Consider the following 22,304-nt stretch of genomic DNA (forward strand, 5'->3'; position numbering starts at 1 on the left):
TCTCCTTTTACGGACTTCTCCCAAATTTAAACCCAAATACAATAGTTTTTGCATTACTTAAAATAGATTAATACAATCTAAATTTGATATCAATATTAGAAATGCTTATTTAAGAAATTATTTCGAAGTTGCTCTTCTCTTTTATTAACATCTTCAAGTAATTCCCTTGCAGACATAAGTAAACATCCCTGACCTCTAATAATTACCTGCTCTAGGCCATCTGATGTAGCAACTGTCACATTTCTTTTTCTTCCATTTTCATGAGCAAATTTTTCAATGTAATGATCTGCTGTCTCAGCTTCCTTAGTATAGACCACATGGATATTATTTAAATCAACAAATTCCTCGCCATGTCCCTTAACCTTATATGCGTCAAAAACCACAATTATTTCTGATGAAATAAGGGACTGATAATGCTGCATTATATCAAGAAGTCTTCCCCTTGCACCGTCAAAATTAGTTTTTTGTAATTCATCAAGTTCTGGCCAGGCATGAATAATATTATATCCATCAACTAATAAATAATTTTTTGAATTTTTATCGTTCTTATTAGCATAAAGAGCACTGTCCTTACCTACATATTTTTCTGAATACAAGCTTTCTTTATTAGCTGTTACTCTACGTGCAGATCCATAACTTGGGTCATTTTTCTTCTTTCTTTGCTTTATAGAATCTGACTTGCTATTAGAATAATAGGTCTCAGATAGGATTCTATCTACTTCTTCTGTTCCTATCCATTCATCAGATACTGTTCTTGATGCTGCTTTGGCATTAATAGGTCTTAAAGTGACATCCTTTTTATCCTGTCCATTTTCTTCAATAATTTCACAATGGGCATGTTCTCTTACCTCATACCAAGGCACTGTATAACCTGAACCATGGGCGCAAAATACTGAATCCACAGGATTTCTAGTATCTCTTTCAGGATCATAAGCCCTCTTAGCTATCACTTCTTCACTATTATGACATTCCTTATATCCTGACATTTGAAGACTTATCCTTCCTGTACCCTTAGTGTAGGTGTTAAGCTCTGCCTGATAATTTCCAATGGCTACAACCGGTGCCTCGCCTCTAATAATTGTTTCTTCACCATCATCCTCTAAGTTAGATGTTCCACCAATTCTTTCAATGTCTGTCATTGCCCTTCCAACATATGCTCTATCAATTCTAATTTCATAGGCATAAAAAGGCTCTAAAATCACAGACTCTGCCATCATAAGACCCTGTCTTATTGCCCTATAGGTTGCCTGTCTAAAATCTCCACCTTCTGTATGCTTAGGGTGGGCTCTACCATTAACAACTGTAATAACCATATCTGTAATATCAGCTCTTATTAATACACCCTTATGATTTCTTTCCTGCAAATGGGTCAAAATAAGTCTTTGCCAGTTCTTATCAAGTACATCCTCACTACAATCAGTCTTAAATACAAGACCTGACCCTCTTTCTCCTTCTTCTAGCTTTAAATGTACCTCAGCGTAGTGTCTTAGGGGTTCAAAATGTCCAATTCCATAACTGCTACCCTTAATTGTCTCTTTATAAACCACGCTTCCTGTGCCAAATTCCACATCCACCCCAAATCTTTTCTTTATAAGACCTGTTAGGATTTCTAATTGCACAGCTCCCATAAGACTAACAATTATCTCTCTAAATTCCTCATTCCATCTAATATTAAGAGCTGGCTCCTCCTCTTCTAGTTGTCGTAGTAGAGGTAGCATAACAAGTGGATCCTTATCCTTTGGCAAAATCATTTTGTATTCTAGTACCGGTGCAATCATTGCATTATTTTGTGTATTTTCAAGACCTAATCCTGTTCCTGCAGCAACACTATCTAATCCAATAACTACACATACATCACCTGCATAAACCTCAGGTGTAGCTGTAAATTTATCACCATTATAGACTCTAATTTGATTTACTTTTTCTTCTGCAATTATGTCCTTATTTTTCAATTTTCCTGATGTTAGTTTAAGATGTATTAATCGTTCATTATTCTGTCTTGTTATCTTAATAACCCTTGCACCAAATCCATCTTCTACTCTATTACTATAAACATCCCTACTATATTCATTAATAATATCTAGTAGTTTTTCTACTCCCTCTAATTTTAAAGCCGAACCAAATACAACAGGAAAAATATGTCTTTTGTAAATTTCAGACACTATTGTCTCTTTTGATAGGCTTTCATTTTCTAGATATTCATCAAGAGTATCATCAGAGGCAAAGGAAATTTCTTCCATATCCATTTCATTAAAATCATAACAATTAGTTGATAATCTATTCTGTAATATCTTTAGAACTCTTTCCTTACTTGCGCCCTGCTGGTCCATTTTATTCACAAAAATAAATGTTGGAATTTTTAATTTAGATAATAAATTCCATACTGTTTCTGTATGCCCCATAACACCATCTGCTTGATCTATTACTATTATAGCAATATCTAGGGCCCACAAATTTCTTTCCATTTCGGCACTAAAATCTACGTGTCCTGGGGTGTCTATTAAATTAACTTCTACGTCTTTATAAGTAAACCTGGCCTCTTTAGAATAAATGGTGATACCTCTAGACTTTTCTACTTCATCTGTATCAAGAAAGGCATCACCATTATCTACTCTTCCAAGCTTACGAATAACTCCTGTCTTATAAAGTATTGCCTCTGATAATGTGGTTTTACCAGCATCAACATGGGCAAGCATTCCAATCGTAAGCTTCTTCATTATTTATTCCTACTTTTCTGTAATTATTTTATACATATCAGGGCGTCTATCTCTAAACAATCCCCATGACATTCTGTCCTCTTCTAAACTGTCTAAATCAAAGCTGTGGCAAATTACTCCCTCCACATCTCTTCCAAGTTCTTCTACGATTGCACCTGTATTATCTGTAATAAATGATGAACCATAAAAGTTAAGACTTGAGCTTTGTCCGCCATTAGCCTCGCTTTCATAAACCTCTTCTAAACCAATTCTATTAGCTGCTATTACTGGCATTAAATTAGCTGCTGAATGGCCCTGCATTACTCTTCTCCAATGTGGCATACTATCAACCTCTAAGATTGGTTCGCTTCCAATTGCTGTTGGATAGAATAAAAGCTCAGCCCCAAGAAGTGCCATAGATCTAGCAGTTTCTGGGAACCACTGATCCCAACAAATTCCTACACCTATCTTGGCATACTTTGTATCAAATGCCATAAATCCTGTATCTCCAGGTGTAAAATAGAATTTTTCCTGATAATAATGATCATCTGGTATATGTGTCTTTCTATATGTTCCAAGATTAGTTCCGTCTGCATCAATTACTACTACGCTGTTAAATAATCTAGTAACATCCTTTTCATATACACTTACAATGACAACAACTGATAATTCCTTTGCCAATTCTATAAAGTGCTTAACTGCCTTATTATCATCTATACTTGTTGCAAAGTTATAATAGTCATATCTTCTCTCCTGACAAAAATACTGTCTTTCAAAAAGCTCTGGTAAAAGAATTATATTAGCTCCAGCCTTAGCTGCTTCTCTTACATACTTATCTGCTGTGGCAATATTCTCATCTACATTTCTTGTGCAGGCAAATTGTACTGCTGCCACCTTTACTTCTCTTTTATTCATAAAACTCCTTATGGTAAAAATTAACCATTTTTTCTAATTTACTTTAAGGTTCTTCTTTTTTAGTAAATAAATTAAGATTGCTATAAGCCATGAACCACCAACTATTAATATAAACCATATTACTGACATTAAAATTGACTGTTCATGCACCTTTAAGAAAGCATATGGTCCATCTATAATATATAATGCATTTAAAGTAATTGTTATTATAGCGTAAATTACTGTTGGTATTGCATTAAAGCAAGCATTGGCAAATCTTAAATTTACAACATCCTCAAAAGCTGCAAAGGAAACAAATCCTATTATTGGGCATAGTGTATGATAAAAAAGAGATGAACCTTTAAATAAATACCAACATGTCCAATCAAATCCTGCTATTGGAATTAATACAAAAATTACTACAAGAAATGTTAAACACATACAGCAAACTGCCATAAATCGTAATTTTGAAACAAATTCTACTGTCTTTAGCTTTCCTGCCTTTAAGGAGCTAATACCTGTTATTACAAATAGAATACTAGATAATAATCCTAGGAAATTACTATCCTGTGTGTAATATTTAAACATTACAAACTGATTTTCCTTAAAACTAAAAACTGCTCCTATTATTCCTAAAACTATAAGAATAATGTTTAAACAAAATGCCACCTTAAATTTTCTAAATTTTTTGTCCATATTTTTTTACGTATAACGCGCTTCCTTTCTGTCTTATTTTATTCCGGTATCTGCATTGTTATACAGTGAATATTACCACCGCCAACAATTATGTCTCTTGCGTATATTCCTATAACTTCTCTTTCTAGCATTAATTCCTGCAATAAAGCAATGGCCTTAGCATCATTATCATCCCCAAACTGAGGAACTAAGGCAATACCATTGGCTATATAGAAATTAGCATAACTTGCTGCAAGTCTTTCTCCTAATTCCCTTTCATCTTCCCCTTCTTCAAATTCATAACCTTCTAAATCCTCTTCCTTGATTGTTACAGGATTTTTAGGAATTAAAAGTTTATGCACTTTAATTGGAAGACCATCACAGTCTGTTTCTTTTTCCAATACATCTAAATCAGCCTTAGACATGGCATATTGCGGATCAGTTTCATCATCAGTCCAAGCTAATACCACATTGGCTTCTGAAGTAAATGCACATACATTGTCCACATGTTCATTAGTCTCATCATTATATATTCCATAAGGAATCCAGATTATCTTCTTAATTCCTAATGCATCCTTTAACACGTCTTCAATGTCTTTTTTATTCAATTCAGGATTTCTTCCAGGGCTAAGCAAACAGCTTTCAGTTGCTATTAAAGTTCCCTTTCCATCTGTATGAATTGAGCCTCCCTCAAGTACAAAAGGTGCATAATCAAAATAATCATATCCTAGGCTATCACATAAATTAATAGCTAATTTATCATCCTCTTCCCAGTGGGCATAAAGGCCATCATATTCGCCACCCCATGCATTAAAGGAAAAATTAACGCCTCTTACTTCGCCATTTAGCTTTCCCTTATCATCTAATTTCTTAACAAAAATTGGAGATGTATCCCTTGCCCATGCATCATTAGTATCAGCAATCACCAATTCTATATTAGAATTTATTAACTTATAGTCGGCCTCATTCTCAGCTAAATAAAGCTGCTCTCTTGCTTCCTTCTCATAGTCCTTACTAACTACCATATAAAGGATTTCATGTCTTGCTATATGTCTTGCAATTTCGGTAAACACTTTCTTTGCCATAACACCACCATTTGGCCAAGAGCCTGGTCTAACAGGCCAAATCATAATTGTGCCCTTATGCTTACTAAATTCCGCAGGCATTCTATATAATACTGTTTCCTTTTTATCCTTTTTCATTCTAACCTCAACTTTTTTGCTTTTTATTATTCTTACAAAAAGCATATACTTTATTTTATCATAAAGTGTTTAGTTATGATATTTTTATCCTAATCTATTTTTAAAATCCTCATAACCAAATTCTTTTATTATTCTGCACTTTCCATCCTTAATTGCTGCTATTGATGGAAGTGGGATTCCATTAAAGGTGTTATTCTTAACCATTGAATAAATTGCCATATCTTCAAATATAAGTTTATCCCCTATATTTAATTCTTCCTTAAAACAATAATCACCTATTATATCTCCTGCAAGGCATGTATAGCTTGATAGTCTATAGACATGACTATAGCCTTCCATCATCTTTTTTCCCATGGCCTTACTTGGTGAAATACCATTTTTAAACATCTTCTTAATTGTCCATATATCAAGGTCTGTATCCTCTACCTTTAGGGCATCTTTAAGTGGTGGTACATAAGGCATCTCAATTACATCTGGCATATGGCAAGCTGCTGATGCATCAAGTATTAGAGTCTCAATTCCATTATCCACCTTATCAAGCACTGTTGTTACAAGGTAGCCAGCATTAAGGGCAATTGCCTCCCCCGGTTCAAGGTAGACTTCACAGTTATATCTAGCCTTCACCTGATTTATACATCTAATTAATGTATCAATATCATAATCATCCCTTGTTATATGATGGCCTCCGCCAAAATTTATCCACTTTCTTCCCCTTAATACAAAATCAAACTTCTCTAAAACCACTTCAAGTGTTGATTCTAAGTCATCTGAATTTTGTTCACAAAGTGTATGGAAATGTATTCCATCAACCCCTTTTAATAAATCAGGATTTTTATCTAATTCTTCCTCTAATTTTCTTAATGTTACACCAAATCTTGAGCCTGGTGCACAAGGGTCATAAATTGCATGGTCTCCTTGAGTTGAGTATTCTGGATTAATTCTTAGGCCTACACTTACCCCTGCACTTTCCCACACTGGTCTATGATGCTCTAATTGAGAGATGGAATTAAAAACTATATGATCACATATCTTAATTAATTCCTTCATATCCTCATCTTTAAAGGCTGGCGCAAATACGTGGTTTTCCTTTCCCATCTCTTCTTTACCTAAGCGTGCTTCATAAAGACCACTAGCGGTTGTTCCACTAATATATTTTGCAACTAATGGATACTGGGCAAAGTTTGAAAAAGCCTTTTGTGCAAGTAATATCTTACATCCTGCCTTTTTCTCCACATCTGATAATACTTTTAAATTATCCTCTAACTTATTCTCATCTATTACATAAACTGGAGTCTGTAATTCTCTTATATTCATCCTTATCTCCCTTTAAAAAAACTAGTAACGCAGGTGACGCTACTAGTTTTTTAATTAATATATATATTTATTCCACAGTTGCTGGATTCTCATCAACTACCCATGGTAAGCCCCACTTATTAAGTGCTTCCATGTATGGATCTGGATCAAATTCTTCTACGTTAAATACACCTGTTCCATTCCACTTTCCTGTTACAACCATCATTGCACCAATCATAGCTGGCACACCTGTTGTATAAGAAATAGCCTGTGAGCCAACTTCTTTGTAGCATTCCTGATGGTCACATACATTGTAGATGTATATTGTTCTTTCCTTACCATCCTTCATACCCTTAAAGATACAACCAATGTTTGTCTTACCTACTGTTCTTGGTCCAAGTGTTGCAGGGTCTGGTAATAATTCCTTTAAGAACTGAATTGGAACTATATCTACTCCATTGAATTTAACTGGATCTGTTCTTAACATACCAACATTTTCTAAACACTTCATATGTGTAAGATAGCTCTGACCAAATGTCATAAAGAATCTAATTCTCTTAATCTCAGGATAGTTCTTAGCAAGAGATTCAATTTCTTCATGGTGAAGTAAGTACATATCCTTCATACCAACTTCTGGGAAATCATATTCTCTCTTAATTGACATTGCTGGAATTTCTACCCAATGTCCATCTTCCCAATATGAACCTGGTGCTGATACTTCTCTTAGGTTAATCTCTGGGTTAAAGTTTGTAGCAAATGGATAACCATGATCTCCACCGTTACAATCTAAGATATCTACGCTTTCAATTGTATCAAAGTAGTGCTTTTTAGCATAAGCTGTAAACACTGATGTAACACCTGGGTCAAAACCTGTTCCAAGTAAGCCTAAGATATTAGCATCCTTAAATTTATCCTTATAAGCCCACTGCCATGAGTAGTCGAAGTAAGCTGAGAAACCGGCTTCCTTACATCTCTTCTCATAAATTGCCTTCCACTCTGGATCTTCTGTATCCTCTGGTTCGTAGTTAGCTGTATCAATATAATTAACCTTTGTCTTAAGACATGCATCCATAATTGTTAAATCCTGGTATGGAAGTGCAAGATTAAGTACAGCATCTGGCTTATAGCTTTCAATTAAAGCTACTAATTCATCAACATTATCAGCATCTACCTTTGCTGTTGTAATCTTAGTTGTTGTCTGTGATTCAAGTTTTTCCTTTAAAGCATCACACTTACTTACTGTTCTTGAAGCTATGCAAAGTTCTGTAAACACTTCGCTGTTCTGACAACATTTTGTAATAGCAACCTGCGCTACGCCACCGCAGCCAATAATTAATAAACGACTCATAATAAAAAGTCCTCCTTATAATTTATCCAAATTAATCGCGTTCTTCTTCTTCAAGCATATCCTCTACATATCTTGGTAACATAAATGCGCCCTTATGTAGGTTGGTTGTGTAGTAACGTGTTTTGATTCCAAGTTCTTTCCATTTTGCTGGCTTAAAGTCATTAATTGGATGATATTTTTTAGATGCAAATCCAAATAACCAATAACCAGATGGACATGTTGGAATATGTGCCTGATAAACTCTACTTATTGGGAAGGCTTTATAGGCTTTTCTATGCATTTTTACGCATTCTTCCTTATCTTCATCATAAAATGGGCTACCATGCTGATATACCATTATACCGTCTTCCTTAAGGGCTTTATAGCAGTTACCATAAAACTCCTTAGTAAAGAGTCCTTCTGTATATCCAAAAGGATCTGTTGCATCATTTATAATTAAGTCATATTCATCTGACTTGCTTCTTAAAAATCTGAGCGCATCTTGAATATAGACATTAACTCTACTATCATCTAGTCCACATGCCAATTCTGGAAAATGTTCTCTACATACTTCCACAAACATTTCATCTGGCTCTACTACATCTATTTGTTCTATCTGACTATATTGTGTTAATTCCTTTGCAACACCGCCATCGCCACCACCAATGATTAATACCTTTTTTACATTAGGGTGCACTGACATTGGCACATGTGTTACCATTTCATCATAAATAAATTCATCTTTTTCTGAGAATAATATTTCACCATCTAGAGCTAAAAATTTGCCAAATTCATCAGAAACTAATACATCTATTCTTTGACAGTCTGATACTCCGGAAAATAGCTGTTTTTCAATTCTCATTGATAACTTCACATTTGATGTATGAAGTTCTGAAAACCACATTTCCATTTTGTTACCTCTCTAAACTAAAACCATTAAATTGTTAACTTCTGGGTCTTCTGTTCCCTGCATTGAACATCCCTTCTCTTTAACATATTCAATATACTCAATAATTTCCTCTGTTATCTCTTCACCTGGTGCAAGGATTGGAATTCCTGGTGGATAACACATTACGTTCTCCCCTGAAATTCTTCCCTTTGTTTCTCTAAGTGGAAGAGATACTTTTTTAGCATAAAACGCTTCCTGTGGAGACTTTGCTACTACTGGATTTATAAATTCTCCTGTTAGCATTCCTGTCTTGTCCTTCTTATAAATTCTTGCTATATCAGCTAGTGCTCCAACTAATCTTTCTATATCCTGTAGTCTATCACCTATTGAAATATAAGCTAAGATATTACTTGCATCTCCAAATTCTATCTGAATATCATACTCATCTCTAAGTAAATCATACACTTCTATACCTGCAAGTCCAATACCTAATGTATGAATTGATAACTTAGTTACATCATAATCATAAACGCTTGTGCCATTTACCAATTCCTTGCCGTAGGCATAATATCCACCAATACTGTTAATTTCACGTCTAGCATATTCTGCCATCTGCATTACCTTAGCAAATGATTCTTCTCCTCTAAGTGCTAGATTTCTTCTTGAAATATCTAAACTTGATAATAAAAGGTAAGATGCTGATGTTGACTGTGTTAAATTAATAATCTGTCTTACATATTCTGCATTTACTCCTTTATTAGTAAGCAAAATCGAGCTTTGTGTTAAGCTTCCTCCTGATTTATGCATTGATATTGCTGCCATATCTGCACCTGCTGCCATTCCAGAAATTGGTAGTTCTGGCTGAAAATAAAGATGTGTTCCATGTGCTTCATCTGCTAATACCTTCATGCCTGCATCATGAGCTAACTTTACAATTGATTTAATATCCGAACATATTCCATAATATGTTGGATTATTTACAAGTACTGCTACTGCATCAGGATTTTCCTTAATTGCAGCTTCTACGCTTGAAACTTCCATTCCTAATGAAATTCCTAATTCCTTATTAACTTCTGGGTTAACATATACTGGAATTGCGCCACATAGTACTAATGCGTTAATTGCACTCTTATGTACGTTTCTTGGTAAGATAATCTTATCGCCTCTTTTACAGACTGAAAGTATCATTGCCTGTACAGCTGATGTTGTTCCACCTACCATTAAAAATGCATGTTCTGCACCAAATGCACTTGCTGTTAGTTCTTCTGCATCTTTAATTACTGATACTGGGTGACTTAAATTATCTAGTGGTTTCATAGAATTTACATCTATTCCTACACAACGTTCTCCAAGTAATTCCACGAGTTCCTTATTTCCTCTACCTCTTTTGTGGCCTGGAACATCAAATGGTACTACTCTTTGACGTCTTAATCTTTCTAATGCTTCATATATAGGAGCTCTTGTCTGATCTAGCATTGTACTTGCCTCCAAATTTATTTTAATCGAAGTTTTTAAGTTGATTAGAGGGGGTGAGAGCGGCAATTTGCTTCGCTCTTGCCGCTTTTTGTTGCGGTTTAATGCGCAGCATTGGCTTCGCCTCGCTGCTTCCTTTGCTGCAGTTTGTGCAGCATTGGCTCCGCCTCGCTGCTTATCCTTTGTTGCAGTTTAATACGCAGCATTGGCTCCGCCTCGCTGCTTCCTTTATTGCATCCTCTAATTTCTTTATTAGCTTCCTTCTGCAAATGTTCTAGTTTTTTTAGTGACTAACGCATCAATCCGTGCTTCGCACTCTCTTGATGCTTTAGAAATTCGCAATCCGACGCCTTGCGTCTACTTGCTCATTTCTGTTTGACTGTGCAATAGTTAGGCTTTCGCATGCTAGCATGCAAAGCCTACTGCTGCACAGTCTTAGTCACTAAAAAAGCAGGGATTGTGCTAGCACAATCACCTGCGTAATCAGTCTATTATTAATATAGAGAATTACTATAGCATTACATGCAAATACGCGTTACTCTTTATTGACCGTTTTACAAGATGACGTGCTATTTAGCACCGATTATAAAGTAATCAACTTAAAAAACAGAGCTATTAACTCAATCAATAACGTGGGTTTACCACACCGGCAACCGACCCGCCTGTCCGTTAGGCTTACCTTTATAAATCATAAAGTGGTCATATTTGCATGAAAAGTTATACTTCTCATACGCGCAATATTGTAACAAATTTTAAAATCAGTGTCAATTAAAAGACCTAATTAAAATATACCTAAAGACATAAGTAATAAAACAAATAAACACACTGGTGCTATATACTTTATCATCACTGTAAATAGTCTCTTTCTACCCATTTTATCGCCACTTTTTTCTACTTCATCTATAATTACCTTTGGCTTAATTACCCATCCAACTAAGATACAAGTAGCTATTGCTCCTATTGGCATTAAGATACTATTACTTACATAATCCATTACGTCTAAAATCTGGCCTACTGCGCCATTTGGTAACTTTAATTCGAAATATAAATCGTTATATCCAAAGCAAACTAAACAAGCTAATGCTAATGATACAATAAATTCAATAATAACTGCTTTTCCTCTTGAGAATCGCTTATCACTGTCTATCATTCCTGATACTATTGCCTCTAATACTGACATTGCGCTTGTTATAGCTGCAAATAATACCATTGCAAAGAATATAATTCCTACTATTGTTCCTGCCTTACCCATGCTTGCAAAAATCTTAGGTAATGCTACAAACATTAAAGATGGACCTGATGCCATTCCATCTGTTCCTGAGAATACGTAAACTGCTGGTATAATCATTACACCTGCAAGAAATGCTACTAATGTATCAAAAATTTCAATCTGATTAATTGATCTTGGTAAGTTAGCATCATCCTTTACATATGAGCCGTAGGCTATTAAGATACCCATTGCTACTGATAATGAATAGAACAACTGTCCCATTGCATCCATTACTACGTTAAAAAACTTCTTAACTGTTAATCCATCAAGATTAGGGATTACGTAATATTTAAGGCCCTGTAAACCTGTTCTTGTAACTCCCGCATCATCTGTCTTAGTTATTGTTAGTGAAAAAATTGCAATTCCCACTACTAATACTAATAATACCGGCATAATCACCTTAGAAAATGATTCAATACCCTTATTTACGCCTAAGTAAATTACTACTGTTACTGCAAATAAGAATATAAACATCATGATTAATGGTTCGCCCTTACTTGTTATAAAATCTGTAAAATACCCTTCTTTGGCTGCATCGATTCCATGTCCTGTTAAAAAAGCAATTAAATACTTTAATACCCATCCACCTATTACACAGTAATATGGCAAAATTATAAATGGTACTATACTTGAAATCCATCCAAGCCATGTCCAATTTTTGTTAAGTTTTCCATAGGCTGTTAGTGGACTTTGCTTTGTCTTTCTACCAATTGCAATTTCTGCTGTAACCAATGTAAAACCAAAAGTTAAAGCCAATATGATATAAATTACAAGAAATAGTCCTCCACCATCTCTTGCTGCTAAATAAGGGAAACGCCAAATATTACCTAATCCTACTGCGCTTCCGGCTGCCGCCAATACAAATCCAAGGGATCCACCAAAAGTTTTTCTCTTTTCCATTAATTAAAAATTCCTTCCTGTAAATTAATCAAATACAAATTCAGTTATGGCATCTACTGTTGAATTGATTTGATCTTCGTTTGTAATGGTAGGCTCTCCATCTCCCTTTTGAAGGCCATAGCTTCCAAAGTAAGAATGAATTCCTCCTTCAATGACTACTTCTTTCGCGTCTTCTGGTAAATTCTTTTTATTGTCATTATAAGAATCCATTTTCATCACGCCATCGTTTGAGCCATAGATACATAATACATCAAGATTGGAATTTTTCAAATCTTTATTTGAATATGCGGCCAATAAAATTAATCCTTTATAATCGTTTCCATTTTTAGCCAAATACATTGAAGCACAAGCTCCCCCTAGAGAATGACCTGATAAATACCAGTTTTCTACCTCTGGAAAATCTTCTTTTATTCCATTTGCTGCATTAGTATCAAGTATTGCTAAATTAGCTGGCATTTTAACTAATACACATAACACACCTCTGCTTGCTAATTCATGTAGGAGTGGTGCATATGCACTATATTCTACCTTTCCACCAGGATAAAAAATTATACCTGTATTAGTTTCATTAGTTGGTTTAAATACATAAGTTTCATCATCTAACTTTTCTACATTAACCTCTTCATCTGATACTAGTGACGAATTAGCTAAATCACTAGCTCTATAATAGTCTTTTGTATAAGCAAAAAAAGCTATAGCAAGTACTGCTACTACAGCTACTATTCCTATTAGTACTCTCTTTAAAATCTTCTTTTTCTTCATCTGTTACCTCACCTTTATCTGGAAAATAAAAAAACTAGGAAACCCCTATATTGTAGTTAGTTTCCTAGTGATTTTATCACAAACTCATCCTTAATTCAGGCTGTTTATTAAACTTTAATTATCTTCCTTATTCCAAAAATCCACTGGTTCATAGTCTTGTAGCTTGGCTATAAATCCTAATTTTTGAAGTTCATCCCATATATATTCTAAAGTTTTTTCATCAGAAGCTGCTATGGTATGGTAGTGATATCCTGAAGTAATGGTCATAAGCAAGGTACTTTTTCCGCTATGAATTTCCTCCATATATTCCTTTATATCTCGTCTTGAACGTATATTCATCTCAGCCTTTAAAACTCCATAAACCCTATGATATACAAATACGTCCTTAACCCATCCACCTGCATCAACTATGGCATTAAGCTCATTTTGTGCATCTTCTTCTGTATGATATACCTTAAAAACTCGTGTATATTCATTCTCTTTTGAACTTATAACATATCCTCTATTAGTTGAGTATATATCTATATCCTTGGCTCTAATCAATGCTATATCCTGAACAATTACCTGTCTACTTACATCAAATTTCTTTGCTAGGCTTTCACCAGAAACTGCTTTATCAGATTTCTTTAAAACATCAATTATAGCTTTTCTTCTATCTTCACCATTCATATGGCATCCCTTTCCTTTATCGTAAATATTTATCTTATTAACTATTTAGCATTTTTTTCTTAACATATTATATATTATATTCCGTAATAGTCTAGATATTTACTTAGCAAAAATTATTCAATAGGATGCAAATTCTTTAAAGATAAATCCATTATTGGTGCTGAATGCGTCAATGCTCCACTTGAAACAAAATCAACTCCTAAATCTGTAATCTTAGCAATATTTTCCTTATTTACATTTCCAGAAACCTCTACCTGAGCCTTATGATTAATAATTTCCATTGCCTTTTGCATATCTTCATGGCTCATGTTATCTAGCATAATAATGTCAGCCCCTGCATCAATTGCTTCTCTTACCATATCAAGGTTTTCTACCTCAACTTCAATTTTTCTTACAAATGGTGCATATTCCTTAGCTGCCTTAATAGCATTAGCAACACCACCTGCTGCCCCAATATGATTATCCTTTAATAAAACTCCATCTGTTAAGTTATATCTGTGGTTGTTACCTCCACCGACTCTTACTGAATATTTTTCAAAAATTCTATTGTTAGGACTTGTCTTTCTTGTGTCAAGAAGCTTAGTATTAGTTCCCTTTAAAAGACTAGCAACGCTATTAGTATATGTGGCAATTCCACTCATTCTCTGCAAGTAATTAAGAGCTGTTCTCTCTCCACAAAGTAATACTCTAATATCCCCTATTACCTTAGCTAATTTGTCTCCCTTCTTTACCTTATCACCATCAGTCACATTAAAGATAACCTCTGTCTTAGGATCAAGAAGTGTAAATGTTCTCTCAAAAATTTGTAAACCGCAAATTATACCATCTTCCTTAGCAATTAAATCAACTTCACCCTTCTTAGGATTTGGCATAACGCTGTTAGTTGTTACATCTTCACTTGTTATATCTTCTTTTAATGCTCCAAGTATTAATGGATCCACATTAAGTCTTAGTGTTACTTCATCAAACATAAATTATTCTCCTTTTTTAGGCTCTAATCGCCTTATAAATTTTATTTTCTTCTTCTATCTTGTTCTGGATTAAATCCTTGTATTCCCTATTTAACTCATCCTCATTAGCGTATCGTTTAATATCCACATTGCCTATAATATTGTCAGCATTTTCCTTTATTAGGGATGCTTTATTATTAAGCTTTGTCTCTACTATATCCTTAGCTGCTCTCTTAGCAAAAACCAAACTTTCAAGTAATGAATTACTTGCTAATCTGTTTCTACCATGTACTCCATTACAAGCTGTTTCTCCCACTGCATATAGACTTTCTATATTAGTCTTAGATTCGTAGTTTACCTTAATTCCTCCCATAAAATAATGCTGTGCTGGAACTACTGGTATTGGCTCACTAAAGCAATCATATCCCTCTTCCTTACAATGTTCTATAATGTTAGGGAAATGCTCTATTAACTCTTTTTTAGGAATTGTTCTTAAATCTTCTAAGACATATTCTGTCTTATCCTTAGCCATTTGCTTTTTAATTTCCTCTGTTAATAAATCTCTTGGTAATAATTCATTAACAAATCTCTTACCATTCTTATCGTAAAGAAGTGCTCCCTCTCCTCTTACTGACTCTGAAATTAGGAAACTTCTTCCCTTTTTCTTCTTAGAATAAAGAGTTGTTGGATGGATTTGCACATAATTTACATTCTTTAAGTCAATTCCATGCTTTAGGGCTATTGCTATTGAATCTCCTGTTAAATGTGGGAAATTAGTTGAATGTTCGTAAATTCCTCCAATTCCACCTGTTGCAAGAATTACTGTATCTGCTTTAATGCACTGAATTTGTCCTGAACTATCTTTAACTACAGCACCTACACAAACCTTATCCTTCTCAATAATATCAAGCATTCTTGTATTCTCATAAAATGTTACATTCTTAAGCTCCTTTACCTTCTTTAATAAAGTGCTTGTAATTTCCTTACCTGTAACATCTTTATGGTAAATAATTCTATTAGTTGAATGAGCGCCTTCCTTTGTATATGCTAAATTTCCATTCTCATCCTTATTAAAATCTGCACCGTAAGATAATAAATCCTTTACCACATCTGGTGATGACTTAATCATTATCTCAACTGATTTTTTATCATTCTCATAATGTCCAGCCTTAAGTGTATCTTCAAAAAAAGATGCATAGTCTGATTTTTCCTTTAGCATACACATTCCGCCTTGAGCTAAAAAGGAATCTGAACTTTCTAAATCTGATTTTGTAATTATTGTTATCTTTTTATTAGCTGGTAAATTAAGGGCTGCATAAAGTCCTGAACATCCACATCCTACTATTAAAATATCTGTATCGTTCTCCATAAATACCCCTTTCTTTAGCTTTCGCTTATTTAGCTGCAAGCTCTAACATTTTTTCTAATGGTTTTAATGCTTTTAATCTTGTATCTTCATCTACAAAGACTTCATTAACATCTTCCTCTAAACAATCAAGAATCTTTGATAAAGTTACCTTCTTCATGTTTACACATACCTGATCTGGCTTTAAAGTAAATAGTTTCTTATCCGGTGCTTTCTTATGAATTTCTGCAAAAACACCATCTACTGTTCCAATTAAGTATTCCTTAAAATCTGTGTTAACTACATAATCTATTATTCCTGATGTTGCTCCAATATAATCTGCTAAATCAAGAACATCTTGTGTACATTCTGGATGTGCTGCAAGTACAGCTTCTGGATGTGCTTTCTTAGCCTGTAATACATGGTCTTTAGTAATTGCCACATGTCTTGGACAAAATCCCTTATTTAAAATCACATTCTTTTCTGGAACCTGATTTGCAACAAATCTTCCAAGATTGCAATCTGGAATAAAGAAAATGTTCTTATTAGGCAAATTCTTAACTATCTTTACAGCATTAGAACTTGTTACACATACATCAGCATATGTCTTTAGTTGTGCTGTTGAATTTATATAACAGACAACTGCCACATCCTCATATTCTTCCTTAACCTTTAAAATCTCTTCCTTAGTTGCCATATGAGCCATTGGGCAATCAGCGCTTGCATCTGGCATAAATACTCTCTTACTTGGATTAAGAATCTTAGCGCTTTCACCCATAAACTCAACGCCTGCAAAAATAATTCTATCCTCTGAAATCTTAGTTGCTACCTTGCTTAAGTAGAATGAATCTCCTACGTAGTCTGCAATTTCTTGTACTTCATCATCAACATAGTAATGTGCAAGAATAACTGCGTTCTTTTCCTTTTTTAGCTTAATAATATCATCTACTATTGACATAACCTTCTCCTATTTTTTATTAACCTATAAGATACAGTTATTAAGTAGGTTTCTTAATAACTATACCTTTAAGGCCCCGTCTATTTGCTAACATCTTTTTGGATGTTGGTAAGAGTATACTACTAATCTTTACAACTGACAAGACAGTTGATTAGAAAAATAAAGCGTATCTGTAAAGTTTTTCTTTACAAATACGCTTATTATTAGTTAATTCATAATTTAATTTTGTAAATTCAGTCTTAATTAGATAATTCCAACAGCCTTTTTAGCCAGTCTATCAGCCTCTTCGTTACCATCCACTCCTGAATGACCTTTTACCTTTACAAAATTTATCTTAATTTTATCCTTAACTGACTGTATAAAATCGTAATATTCCATTGTTCCCTTTTTATTTCTCTTCCATTCTCCAAGAGCCCATGCCCTTATTCCCATGTAATCAAAATAAATAGAAATCTCTGATAGGCCCAATTCTATGGCTTTTTCTATGGCAGCTCTGCTTCCAAGTATCTCTCCTGAAACATTTCTCATAGATACCATTTCCTTGTCATTGCCACTTCCCATTAGCTCATATTTATTTCCAGCTGCTATTAAAAAGCCTCCAAAGCCATATACTCCTGTAGCAATATTAAAAGAACCATCAACAAAGGCATAATTATCATCTAAACTAACTTTTTTGCCAGAAGTTAACGTATCTTTACTATCTTCCTTTATAGACAAGCTATTAGTTTCTAAATAATCCTTTGCTTCCTGTAATGTGGTAAAACTCTTATATTCTGCTCCTTTAAAGCCTGTAACATTACTTTTGCATTCATCCCAGCTCTCAAAAATTCCTGTTTTTCTTCCCTGTCTTACTGCATAATATTTTTTTGCCATATTAAATCCTTAAGGTTTTGGCTACTTTCTAGAATTCACAACAGATTTTGCCTTATCAACCATATCCTTTACTTCATTTTCTACCTGCTTTGCAATGGATGCTATTCTAAGTACAGATACCAAATTTACAACGCCACCATAAATTAATACAACGCCCATAAATACCATTAAACTAGCAGATGTTGCAAAAGGATTAACAAGGGCAATTACTCCTAGGGTAATCATAAGTAAGCCTGATAAAATCTCAATCCACCATTCCTTTGATCCTAATCTTCTAAGTTCGATTGCATATTGTAACATTAGAATTCCATTTATCAAAACAACTATAGAAAGCATTATACCAAAAATCCCTGCTATATCCACAGGATCTAGCAAAAAAAACAAACCAAAAAACATTAATGTTAAGCCTTGTACCAAACCAAAGGAAGAAAAAATAGTATTTCTATTGGACTTAAAATAAGCAATAAATCTTAATGCACCCCAAATTATAAGTAGTGCCCCAAATATTCTACATACCACAATTTGTGCACCAACTGGCTCTATTATCAAATAAACACCAACAACAATTAATGCAATAGAAACTAATATTAATTCATTTACTACTGTTTTAATCTTATTTAATATACTATCCATCTCTATCTCCTTTTTAAAAACTATACAAAACATGCCTGAGAATAAATCTCAGGCATGTTTATTTTTAGTAAAACAAGCTTTTAATCCACATTAGCCCTCTCTAATGCTTCTTCAAAATCCTTAGTTCCAACAAATACGTTGTCCTTGTATGGATTAATTGATAACTTTCTAGCTCTCTTTATAATAACAGCTAAACAAATTACATTAAATGCAATTGCAAGGATTGCCACAACGCCCTGTGGAATTGGATTTGCTGTAACACCTGCATTTACCAATTCTTCAACTGTATTAATCTTAGTCATATCAAATGCTGTGACTCCTGCAGCTGTTGCCCCCTTATATAAAGAAGGTAATACTGAGAATGGTTCAGTAATTTGGAATAGTGGGAAAATCTGGGCAAACATACACCAAATTGCAAGTGTATTAGCTCTATTCTGAATCCAAGCACCCTTATTCCATAATGCATTAGCAAATGTTGGAGCAAGTAATAATGCAACGCCACAATACCAAGTATGAGTTGGTAAATTAAGGTATGTATATTCAAAGTTCCACAAATCGTAAGCAATAATAAACCAAATTGTCATATCTGGCCAAATCATATCCTTACCATCCTTTGAAGAATATACCTTCCACCATGCTGTCATACATAGGATGTTTAATATACCAGCAATACCATTTACGATATTCCACCATCCGCCGTATAACCATACATCTTCTGTTGACTTCCACCAATGCTCCCCAGATGAGTAGAAGTGCCATGCTGATTCAAAATCTGAACCAACTGCGATTAAGATATTAATAGCTACAATTACGAAAGGCCATGCCCTAAACCATTTTGCCTTTCCAATCCCCCATTTATACTTAATCATCATAAATCCGACACAACCAATATCTGCTGCATAAAGCTTAGCATAATGGAACCAACCATTCATATACTTGTGTGTCTGACTGTCAAGCGCCCAAGCAGCTCCACTGCTTGCAGCAACATTCATTACGATAAAGTATACTGTAAGAGCTATTGGGATAATAACAAAGATTAAAATGCCACCTGCTTTTGTACGACGTCCGATTTCGTTTAACAAAATCAAGCCAACAAAAACAAGTACCCAACCTAATAGCTGATAAAGTGACTTATCGCCATACAATTGAAATAACATATTTATTCCCTCCGTACATTAAATTTTCATAAATATTATACCTTAAATATAGCCCTTGTTCAATTGTTTCACAAATATTTTTATATAAATGGTAATTGAAATTTAAATCTTGCCGGTATTGTGCAATCGAGTAGGCTAACTCCTACTCGATTTCGCACACGAACATTCCGCACTTAGTGCTCCATGTTCTTACGACCGGCAAATGAATTTGTATGCAAGCATCCATTCGCTTGCCGGTCTTGTGCAACAAAAAAGAGACCTTAACTTAAATTAACTTAAATTAAGGTCTCAAATATATTAATGATTCTTAAGTTATTCACCCATCTTAGCAAGTTTAGCTGCCTGATCTGCTGCGATACAAGCATCAATGATTTCCTGGATGTCACCATCCATTATCTTATCAAGTTTATAAAGTGTAAGACCAATTCTATGATCTGTAACTCTACCCTGTGGGAAGTTGTATGTTCTAATCTTCTCAGCTCTATCACCAGTACCAATCTGGCTACGTCTAGCATCTGCTTCAGCATCATGAGCCTTCTGTGTCTCTAAGTCATATAACTTAGCACGAAGTAAGGCAAATGCCTTCTCCTTGTTCTGAATCTGAGATTTTTCAGTCTGAGAATAAATTACAATACCTGTAGGATAGTGTGTTAAACGTACAGCTGAATCAGTTGTATTGACACACTGACCACCATTACCTGAAGCACGCATAACATCAATTCTAATATCCTTCTCGTTAATCTGGACATCTACTTCTTCAGCTTCTGGCATACATGCTACTGATGCTGTTGAAGTCTGAATTCTACCATTAGATTCTGTTACTGGAACTCTCTGTACTCTATGAACACCTGATTCATACTTCATAATTGAATATGCACCCTGTCCCTTAACCATAAATTCAATTTCCTTAAGGCCACCGATACCTGTTTCATCACCTGATAAAACTTCTACCTTCCAGCCCTTAGATTCAACATAATGAGTATACATACGGAATAATTCTGCTGCAAAAAGTGCTGCTTCTTCACCACCTGCACCAGCTCTAATTTCCATAATAATATCCTTATCATCATTAGGATCCTTAGGAAGTAATAAAATCTTAAGTTCTTTCTCAAGTTCTGCAATTCTATTCTTAGACTCAGCTAATTCTTCCTTAGCTAAATCCTTTAATTCTTCATCTGACTCTTCGTCAAGAATAGCTAAACTATCTTCAATATTCTGCTTATTAGTCTTATATTCTGTATATGCAGAAATGATTGGAGTAAGATTAGCCTGCTCCTTCATTAATTTTCTAAATTTATCCTGATCATTAACAACATCAGGATTAGCAAGTTCTGCATTTATATCTTCATATCTATTAACTGTATCTTCTAATCTATCAAACATATCCATAAGATTAACCTAACCTTTCAAAACCTAAATTTAACTCACAGAGATTAATTCTATCATTACAAAGAAAAGTATGCAACTTTTATATATGCTAATGTATATACTTTCCTATCACAACTCTATCAAATCCTGATAAATCTTTATAAACTTTAATATCACTAAAACCATTATCTTTCATTATCTTACTTACATCTGCTGCCTGGTCATGGCCTATCTCATAAGCTAAATAACCGCCTTCTTTTAAAAATGGTCTGCAGTCTCTTGTTATTTTTCTATAAAATAAAAGTCCATCTTCCTTTCCATCAAGCGCTATAAAGGGATCATGTAATTTAACTTCCTTATCTAATTCCTCAATAACACTAGTTCTTATGTATGGCGGATTACTTACAATAACATCAAAAAATTTTACGAAATCATCATTTAATTCTTCAAACAAATCACTATTAATAAACTCTATTGCATCAATACCAAGGCGAGCGGCATTATTTTTAGCAACTTCTAGAGCTTCCTTAGAAATATCAACAGCTACAGTATCTCCTGCTTTTTTAGAACATTTACTTTCTAAAAAAAGTGTCTCTATAATGCATCCTGAACCTGTACACATATCTAGAATGCGATCATTTTCTTCTATAAGGTCTAAGAGTTTATAGCACAAATTCTCTGTGTCATATCGCGGTATTAATACATGCTCATTTACAAGGAATTCCCTTCCATAAAAATACGCTATACCTGTAATATGCTGTAATGGTTCATGATTTGCTCTTCTTTTTATGCATTCATCATATTGTGTAGCCGCAAAATCTTCTATTATCTTATTGCTATTTAAAAGCAAATCAGTATTACTAATATTTAGTACATGCATTAATAATTCTTTAGCGTCATATGAAGCATTATCAATGCCCTGTTTTTCTAAAATACTAGTAGCTTCTAATAATTTCTCTTTAATAGTCAT

The 22,304-nt window shown here is 34.2% G+C and carries 19 protein-coding genes; all 19 read right to left on the reverse strand.

Annotated elements, in window-relative coordinates; translation table 11 throughout:
• Positions 1 to 95 precede the first annotated feature (95 nt).
• The 19 genes from T537_RS0102465 to prmC all read right to left on the reverse strand — a co-directional run bounded on the left by T537_RS0102465 (position 96) and on the right by prmC (position 22,304).
• On the reverse strand, positions 96 to 2,717 hold the full coding sequence (locus T537_RS0102465; RefSeq protein WP_031556120.1) for a translation factor GTPase family protein: 2,622 nt from the start codon (positions 2,715 to 2,717) through the stop codon (positions 96 to 98).
• Between the two features lie 9 nt (positions 2,718 to 2,726).
• The gene (gene aguB, locus T537_RS0102470; RefSeq protein ID WP_031556123.1) at positions 2,727 to 3,611 is read right to left on the reverse strand and encodes an N-carbamoylputrescine amidase; all 885 of its coding nucleotides are present in this window, start codon (positions 3,609 to 3,611) and stop codon (positions 2,727 to 2,729) included.
• A 33-nt stretch (positions 3,612 to 3,644) separates the two neighbouring features.
• On the reverse strand, positions 3,645 to 4,259 hold the full coding sequence (locus tag T537_RS0102475) for a hypothetical protein (protein ID WP_207640523.1): 615 nt from the start codon (positions 4,257 to 4,259) through the stop codon (positions 3,645 to 3,647).
• A gap of 65 nt (positions 4,260 to 4,324) precedes the next feature.
• Positions 4,325 to 5,467, reverse strand: coding sequence for an agmatine deiminase (gene aguA / locus T537_RS0102480; protein ID WP_031556130.1), 1,143 nt, complete (start codon positions 5,465 to 5,467; stop codon positions 4,325 to 4,327).
• Positions 5,468 to 5,551: 84 nt separating this feature from the next.
• The gene (gene nspC, locus T537_RS0102485; protein ID WP_027438155.1) at positions 5,552 to 6,781 is read right to left on the reverse strand and encodes a carboxynorspermidine decarboxylase; all 1,230 of its coding nucleotides are present in this window, start codon (positions 6,779 to 6,781) and stop codon (positions 5,552 to 5,554) included.
• 67 nt (positions 6,782 to 6,848) lie between these two features.
• Positions 6,849 to 8,108 carry a saccharopine dehydrogenase family protein gene (locus T537_RS0102490; protein ID WP_027438156.1) on the reverse strand — a complete coding sequence of 420 codons (1,260 nt, stop codon included), beginning with the start codon at positions 8,106 to 8,108 and terminating at the stop codon, positions 6,849 to 6,851.
• Between the two features lie 31 nt (positions 8,109 to 8,139).
• Positions 8,140 to 8,997, reverse strand: a complete 858-nt coding sequence (speE, locus tag T537_RS0102495) for a polyamine aminopropyltransferase (protein WP_027438157.1) — start codon at positions 8,995 to 8,997, stop codon at positions 8,140 to 8,142.
• 12 nt (positions 8,998 to 9,009) lie between these two features.
• A complete protein-coding gene (locus tag T537_RS0102500; RefSeq protein ID WP_031556134.1) occupies positions 9,010 to 10,452 on the reverse strand; it encodes an aminotransferase class I/II-fold pyridoxal phosphate-dependent enzyme in 1,443 nt (480 codons plus the stop codon).
• A 778-nt stretch (positions 10,453 to 11,230) separates the two neighbouring features.
• Entirely contained in the window at positions 11,231 to 12,619 is a 1,389-nt protein-coding gene (locus T537_RS0102510; protein ID WP_031556137.1) for a sodium-dependent transporter, read from the reverse strand.
• A 24-nt stretch (positions 12,620 to 12,643) separates the two neighbouring features.
• Positions 12,644 to 13,381 (reverse strand): alpha/beta hydrolase, encoded by a 738-nt coding sequence (locus tag T537_RS0102515; RefSeq protein ID WP_031556140.1) that lies wholly within the window; start codon positions 13,379 to 13,381, stop codon positions 12,644 to 12,646.
• 114 nt (positions 13,382 to 13,495) lie between these two features.
• Positions 13,496 to 14,050, reverse strand: a complete 555-nt coding sequence (locus T537_RS0102520) for a transcription repressor NadR (RefSeq protein ID WP_027438161.1) — start codon at positions 14,048 to 14,050, stop codon at positions 13,496 to 13,498.
• A 113-nt stretch (positions 14,051 to 14,163) separates the two neighbouring features.
• A complete protein-coding gene (gene nadC, locus T537_RS0102525; RefSeq protein WP_027438162.1) occupies positions 14,164 to 15,021 on the reverse strand; it encodes a carboxylating nicotinate-nucleotide diphosphorylase in 858 nt (285 codons plus the stop codon).
• A 16-nt stretch (positions 15,022 to 15,037) separates the two neighbouring features.
• Positions 15,038 to 16,369, reverse strand: a complete 1,332-nt coding sequence (locus tag T537_RS0102530; RefSeq protein ID WP_031556145.1) for an L-aspartate oxidase — start codon at positions 16,367 to 16,369, stop codon at positions 15,038 to 15,040.
• A 25-nt stretch (positions 16,370 to 16,394) separates the two neighbouring features.
• Positions 16,395 to 17,303, reverse strand: a complete 909-nt coding sequence (nadA, locus tag T537_RS0102535; RefSeq protein ID WP_031556148.1) for a quinolinate synthase NadA — start codon at positions 17,301 to 17,303, stop codon at positions 16,395 to 16,397.
• A gap of 243 nt (positions 17,304 to 17,546) precedes the next feature.
• Positions 17,547 to 18,176: a ribonuclease H1 domain-containing protein gene (locus T537_RS0102540; protein WP_031556151.1), complete on the reverse strand. Its 630-nt coding sequence runs from the start codon at positions 18,174 to 18,176 to the stop codon at positions 17,547 to 17,549.
• Between the two features lie 21 nt (positions 18,177 to 18,197).
• A complete protein-coding gene (locus T537_RS0102545; RefSeq protein ID WP_031556153.1) occupies positions 18,198 to 18,809 on the reverse strand; it encodes an HdeD family acid-resistance protein in 612 nt (203 codons plus the stop codon).
• Between the two features lie 80 nt (positions 18,810 to 18,889).
• Entirely contained in the window at positions 18,890 to 19,966 is a 1,077-nt protein-coding gene (locus T537_RS0102550) for a DUF5692 family protein (RefSeq protein ID WP_027438167.1), read from the reverse strand.
• Between the two features lie 312 nt (positions 19,967 to 20,278).
• Positions 20,279 to 21,349, reverse strand: a complete 1,071-nt coding sequence (prfA, locus tag T537_RS0102555; RefSeq protein ID WP_031556154.1) for a peptide chain release factor 1 — start codon at positions 21,347 to 21,349, stop codon at positions 20,279 to 20,281.
• Positions 21,350 to 21,443: 94 nt separating this feature from the next.
• Positions 21,444 to 22,304 (reverse strand): peptide chain release factor N(5)-glutamine methyltransferase, encoded by an 861-nt coding sequence (gene prmC / locus T537_RS0102560; RefSeq protein ID WP_031556155.1) that lies wholly within the window; start codon positions 22,302 to 22,304, stop codon positions 21,444 to 21,446.

Origin of the sequence: Lachnospira multipara LB2003 (genome assembly GCF_000702205.1) — a bacterium.
Taxonomy (GTDB): Bacteria; Bacillota; Clostridia; order Lachnospirales; family Lachnospiraceae; genus Lachnospira; species Lachnospira multipara_A.

Excerpts from the sequence above, each read along its gene's own strand:
- T537_RS0102465 (WP_031556120.1), bottom strand. The coding sequence starts at position 2,717 with ATGAAGAAGCTTACGATTGGAATGCTTGCCCATGTTGATGCTGGTAAA.
- aguB (WP_031556123.1), bottom strand. The coding sequence starts at position 3,611 with ATGAATAAAAGAGAAGTAAAGGTGGCAGCAGTACAATTTGCCTGCACA.
- aguA (WP_031556130.1), bottom strand. The coding sequence starts at position 5,467 with ATGAAAAAGGATAAAAAGGAAACAGTATTATATAGAATGCCTGCGGAA.
- nspC (WP_027438155.1), bottom strand. The coding sequence starts at position 6,781 with ATGAATATAAGAGAATTACAGACTCCAGTTTATGTAATAGATGAGAAT.
- T537_RS0102490 (WP_027438156.1), bottom strand. The coding sequence starts at position 8,108 with ATGAGTCGTTTATTAATTATTGGCTGCGGTGGCGTAGCGCAGGTTGCT.
- speE (WP_027438157.1), bottom strand. The coding sequence starts at position 8,997 with ATGGAAATGTGGTTTTCAGAACTTCATACATCAAATGTGAAGTTATCA.
- T537_RS0102500 (WP_031556134.1), bottom strand. The coding sequence starts at position 10,452 with ATGCTAGATCAGACAAGAGCTCCTATATATGAAGCATTAGAAAGATTA.
- T537_RS0102510 (WP_031556137.1), bottom strand. The coding sequence starts at position 12,619 with ATGGAAAAGAGAAAAACTTTTGGTGGATCCCTTGGATTTGTATTGGCG.
- T537_RS0102515 (WP_031556140.1), bottom strand. The coding sequence starts at position 13,381 with ATGAAGAAAAAGAAGATTTTAAAGAGAGTACTAATAGGAATAGTAGCT.
- T537_RS0102520 (WP_027438161.1), bottom strand. The coding sequence starts at position 14,050 with ATGAATGGTGAAGATAGAAGAAAAGCTATAATTGATGTTTTAAAGAAA.
- nadC (WP_027438162.1), bottom strand. The coding sequence starts at position 15,021 with ATGTTTGATGAAGTAACACTAAGACTTAATGTGGATCCATTAATACTT.
- T537_RS0102530 (WP_031556145.1), bottom strand. The coding sequence starts at position 16,369 with ATGGAGAACGATACAGATATTTTAATAGTAGGATGTGGATGTTCAGGA.
- nadA (WP_031556148.1), bottom strand. The coding sequence starts at position 17,303 with ATGTCAATAGTAGATGATATTATTAAGCTAAAAAAGGAAAAGAACGCA.
- T537_RS0102540 (WP_031556151.1), bottom strand. The coding sequence starts at position 18,176 with ATGGCAAAAAAATATTATGCAGTAAGACAGGGAAGAAAAACAGGAATT.
- T537_RS0102545 (WP_031556153.1), bottom strand. The coding sequence starts at position 18,809 with ATGGATAGTATATTAAATAAGATTAAAACAGTAGTAAATGAATTAATA.
- T537_RS0102550 (WP_027438167.1), bottom strand. The coding sequence starts at position 19,966 with ATGTTATTTCAATTGTATGGCGATAAGTCACTTTATCAGCTATTAGGT.
- prfA (WP_031556154.1), bottom strand. The coding sequence starts at position 21,349 with ATGTTTGATAGATTAGAAGATACAGTTAATAGATATGAAGATATAAAT.
- prmC (WP_031556155.1), bottom strand. The coding sequence starts at position 22,304 with ATGACTATTAAAGAGAAATTATTAGAAGCTACTAGTATTTTAGAAAAA.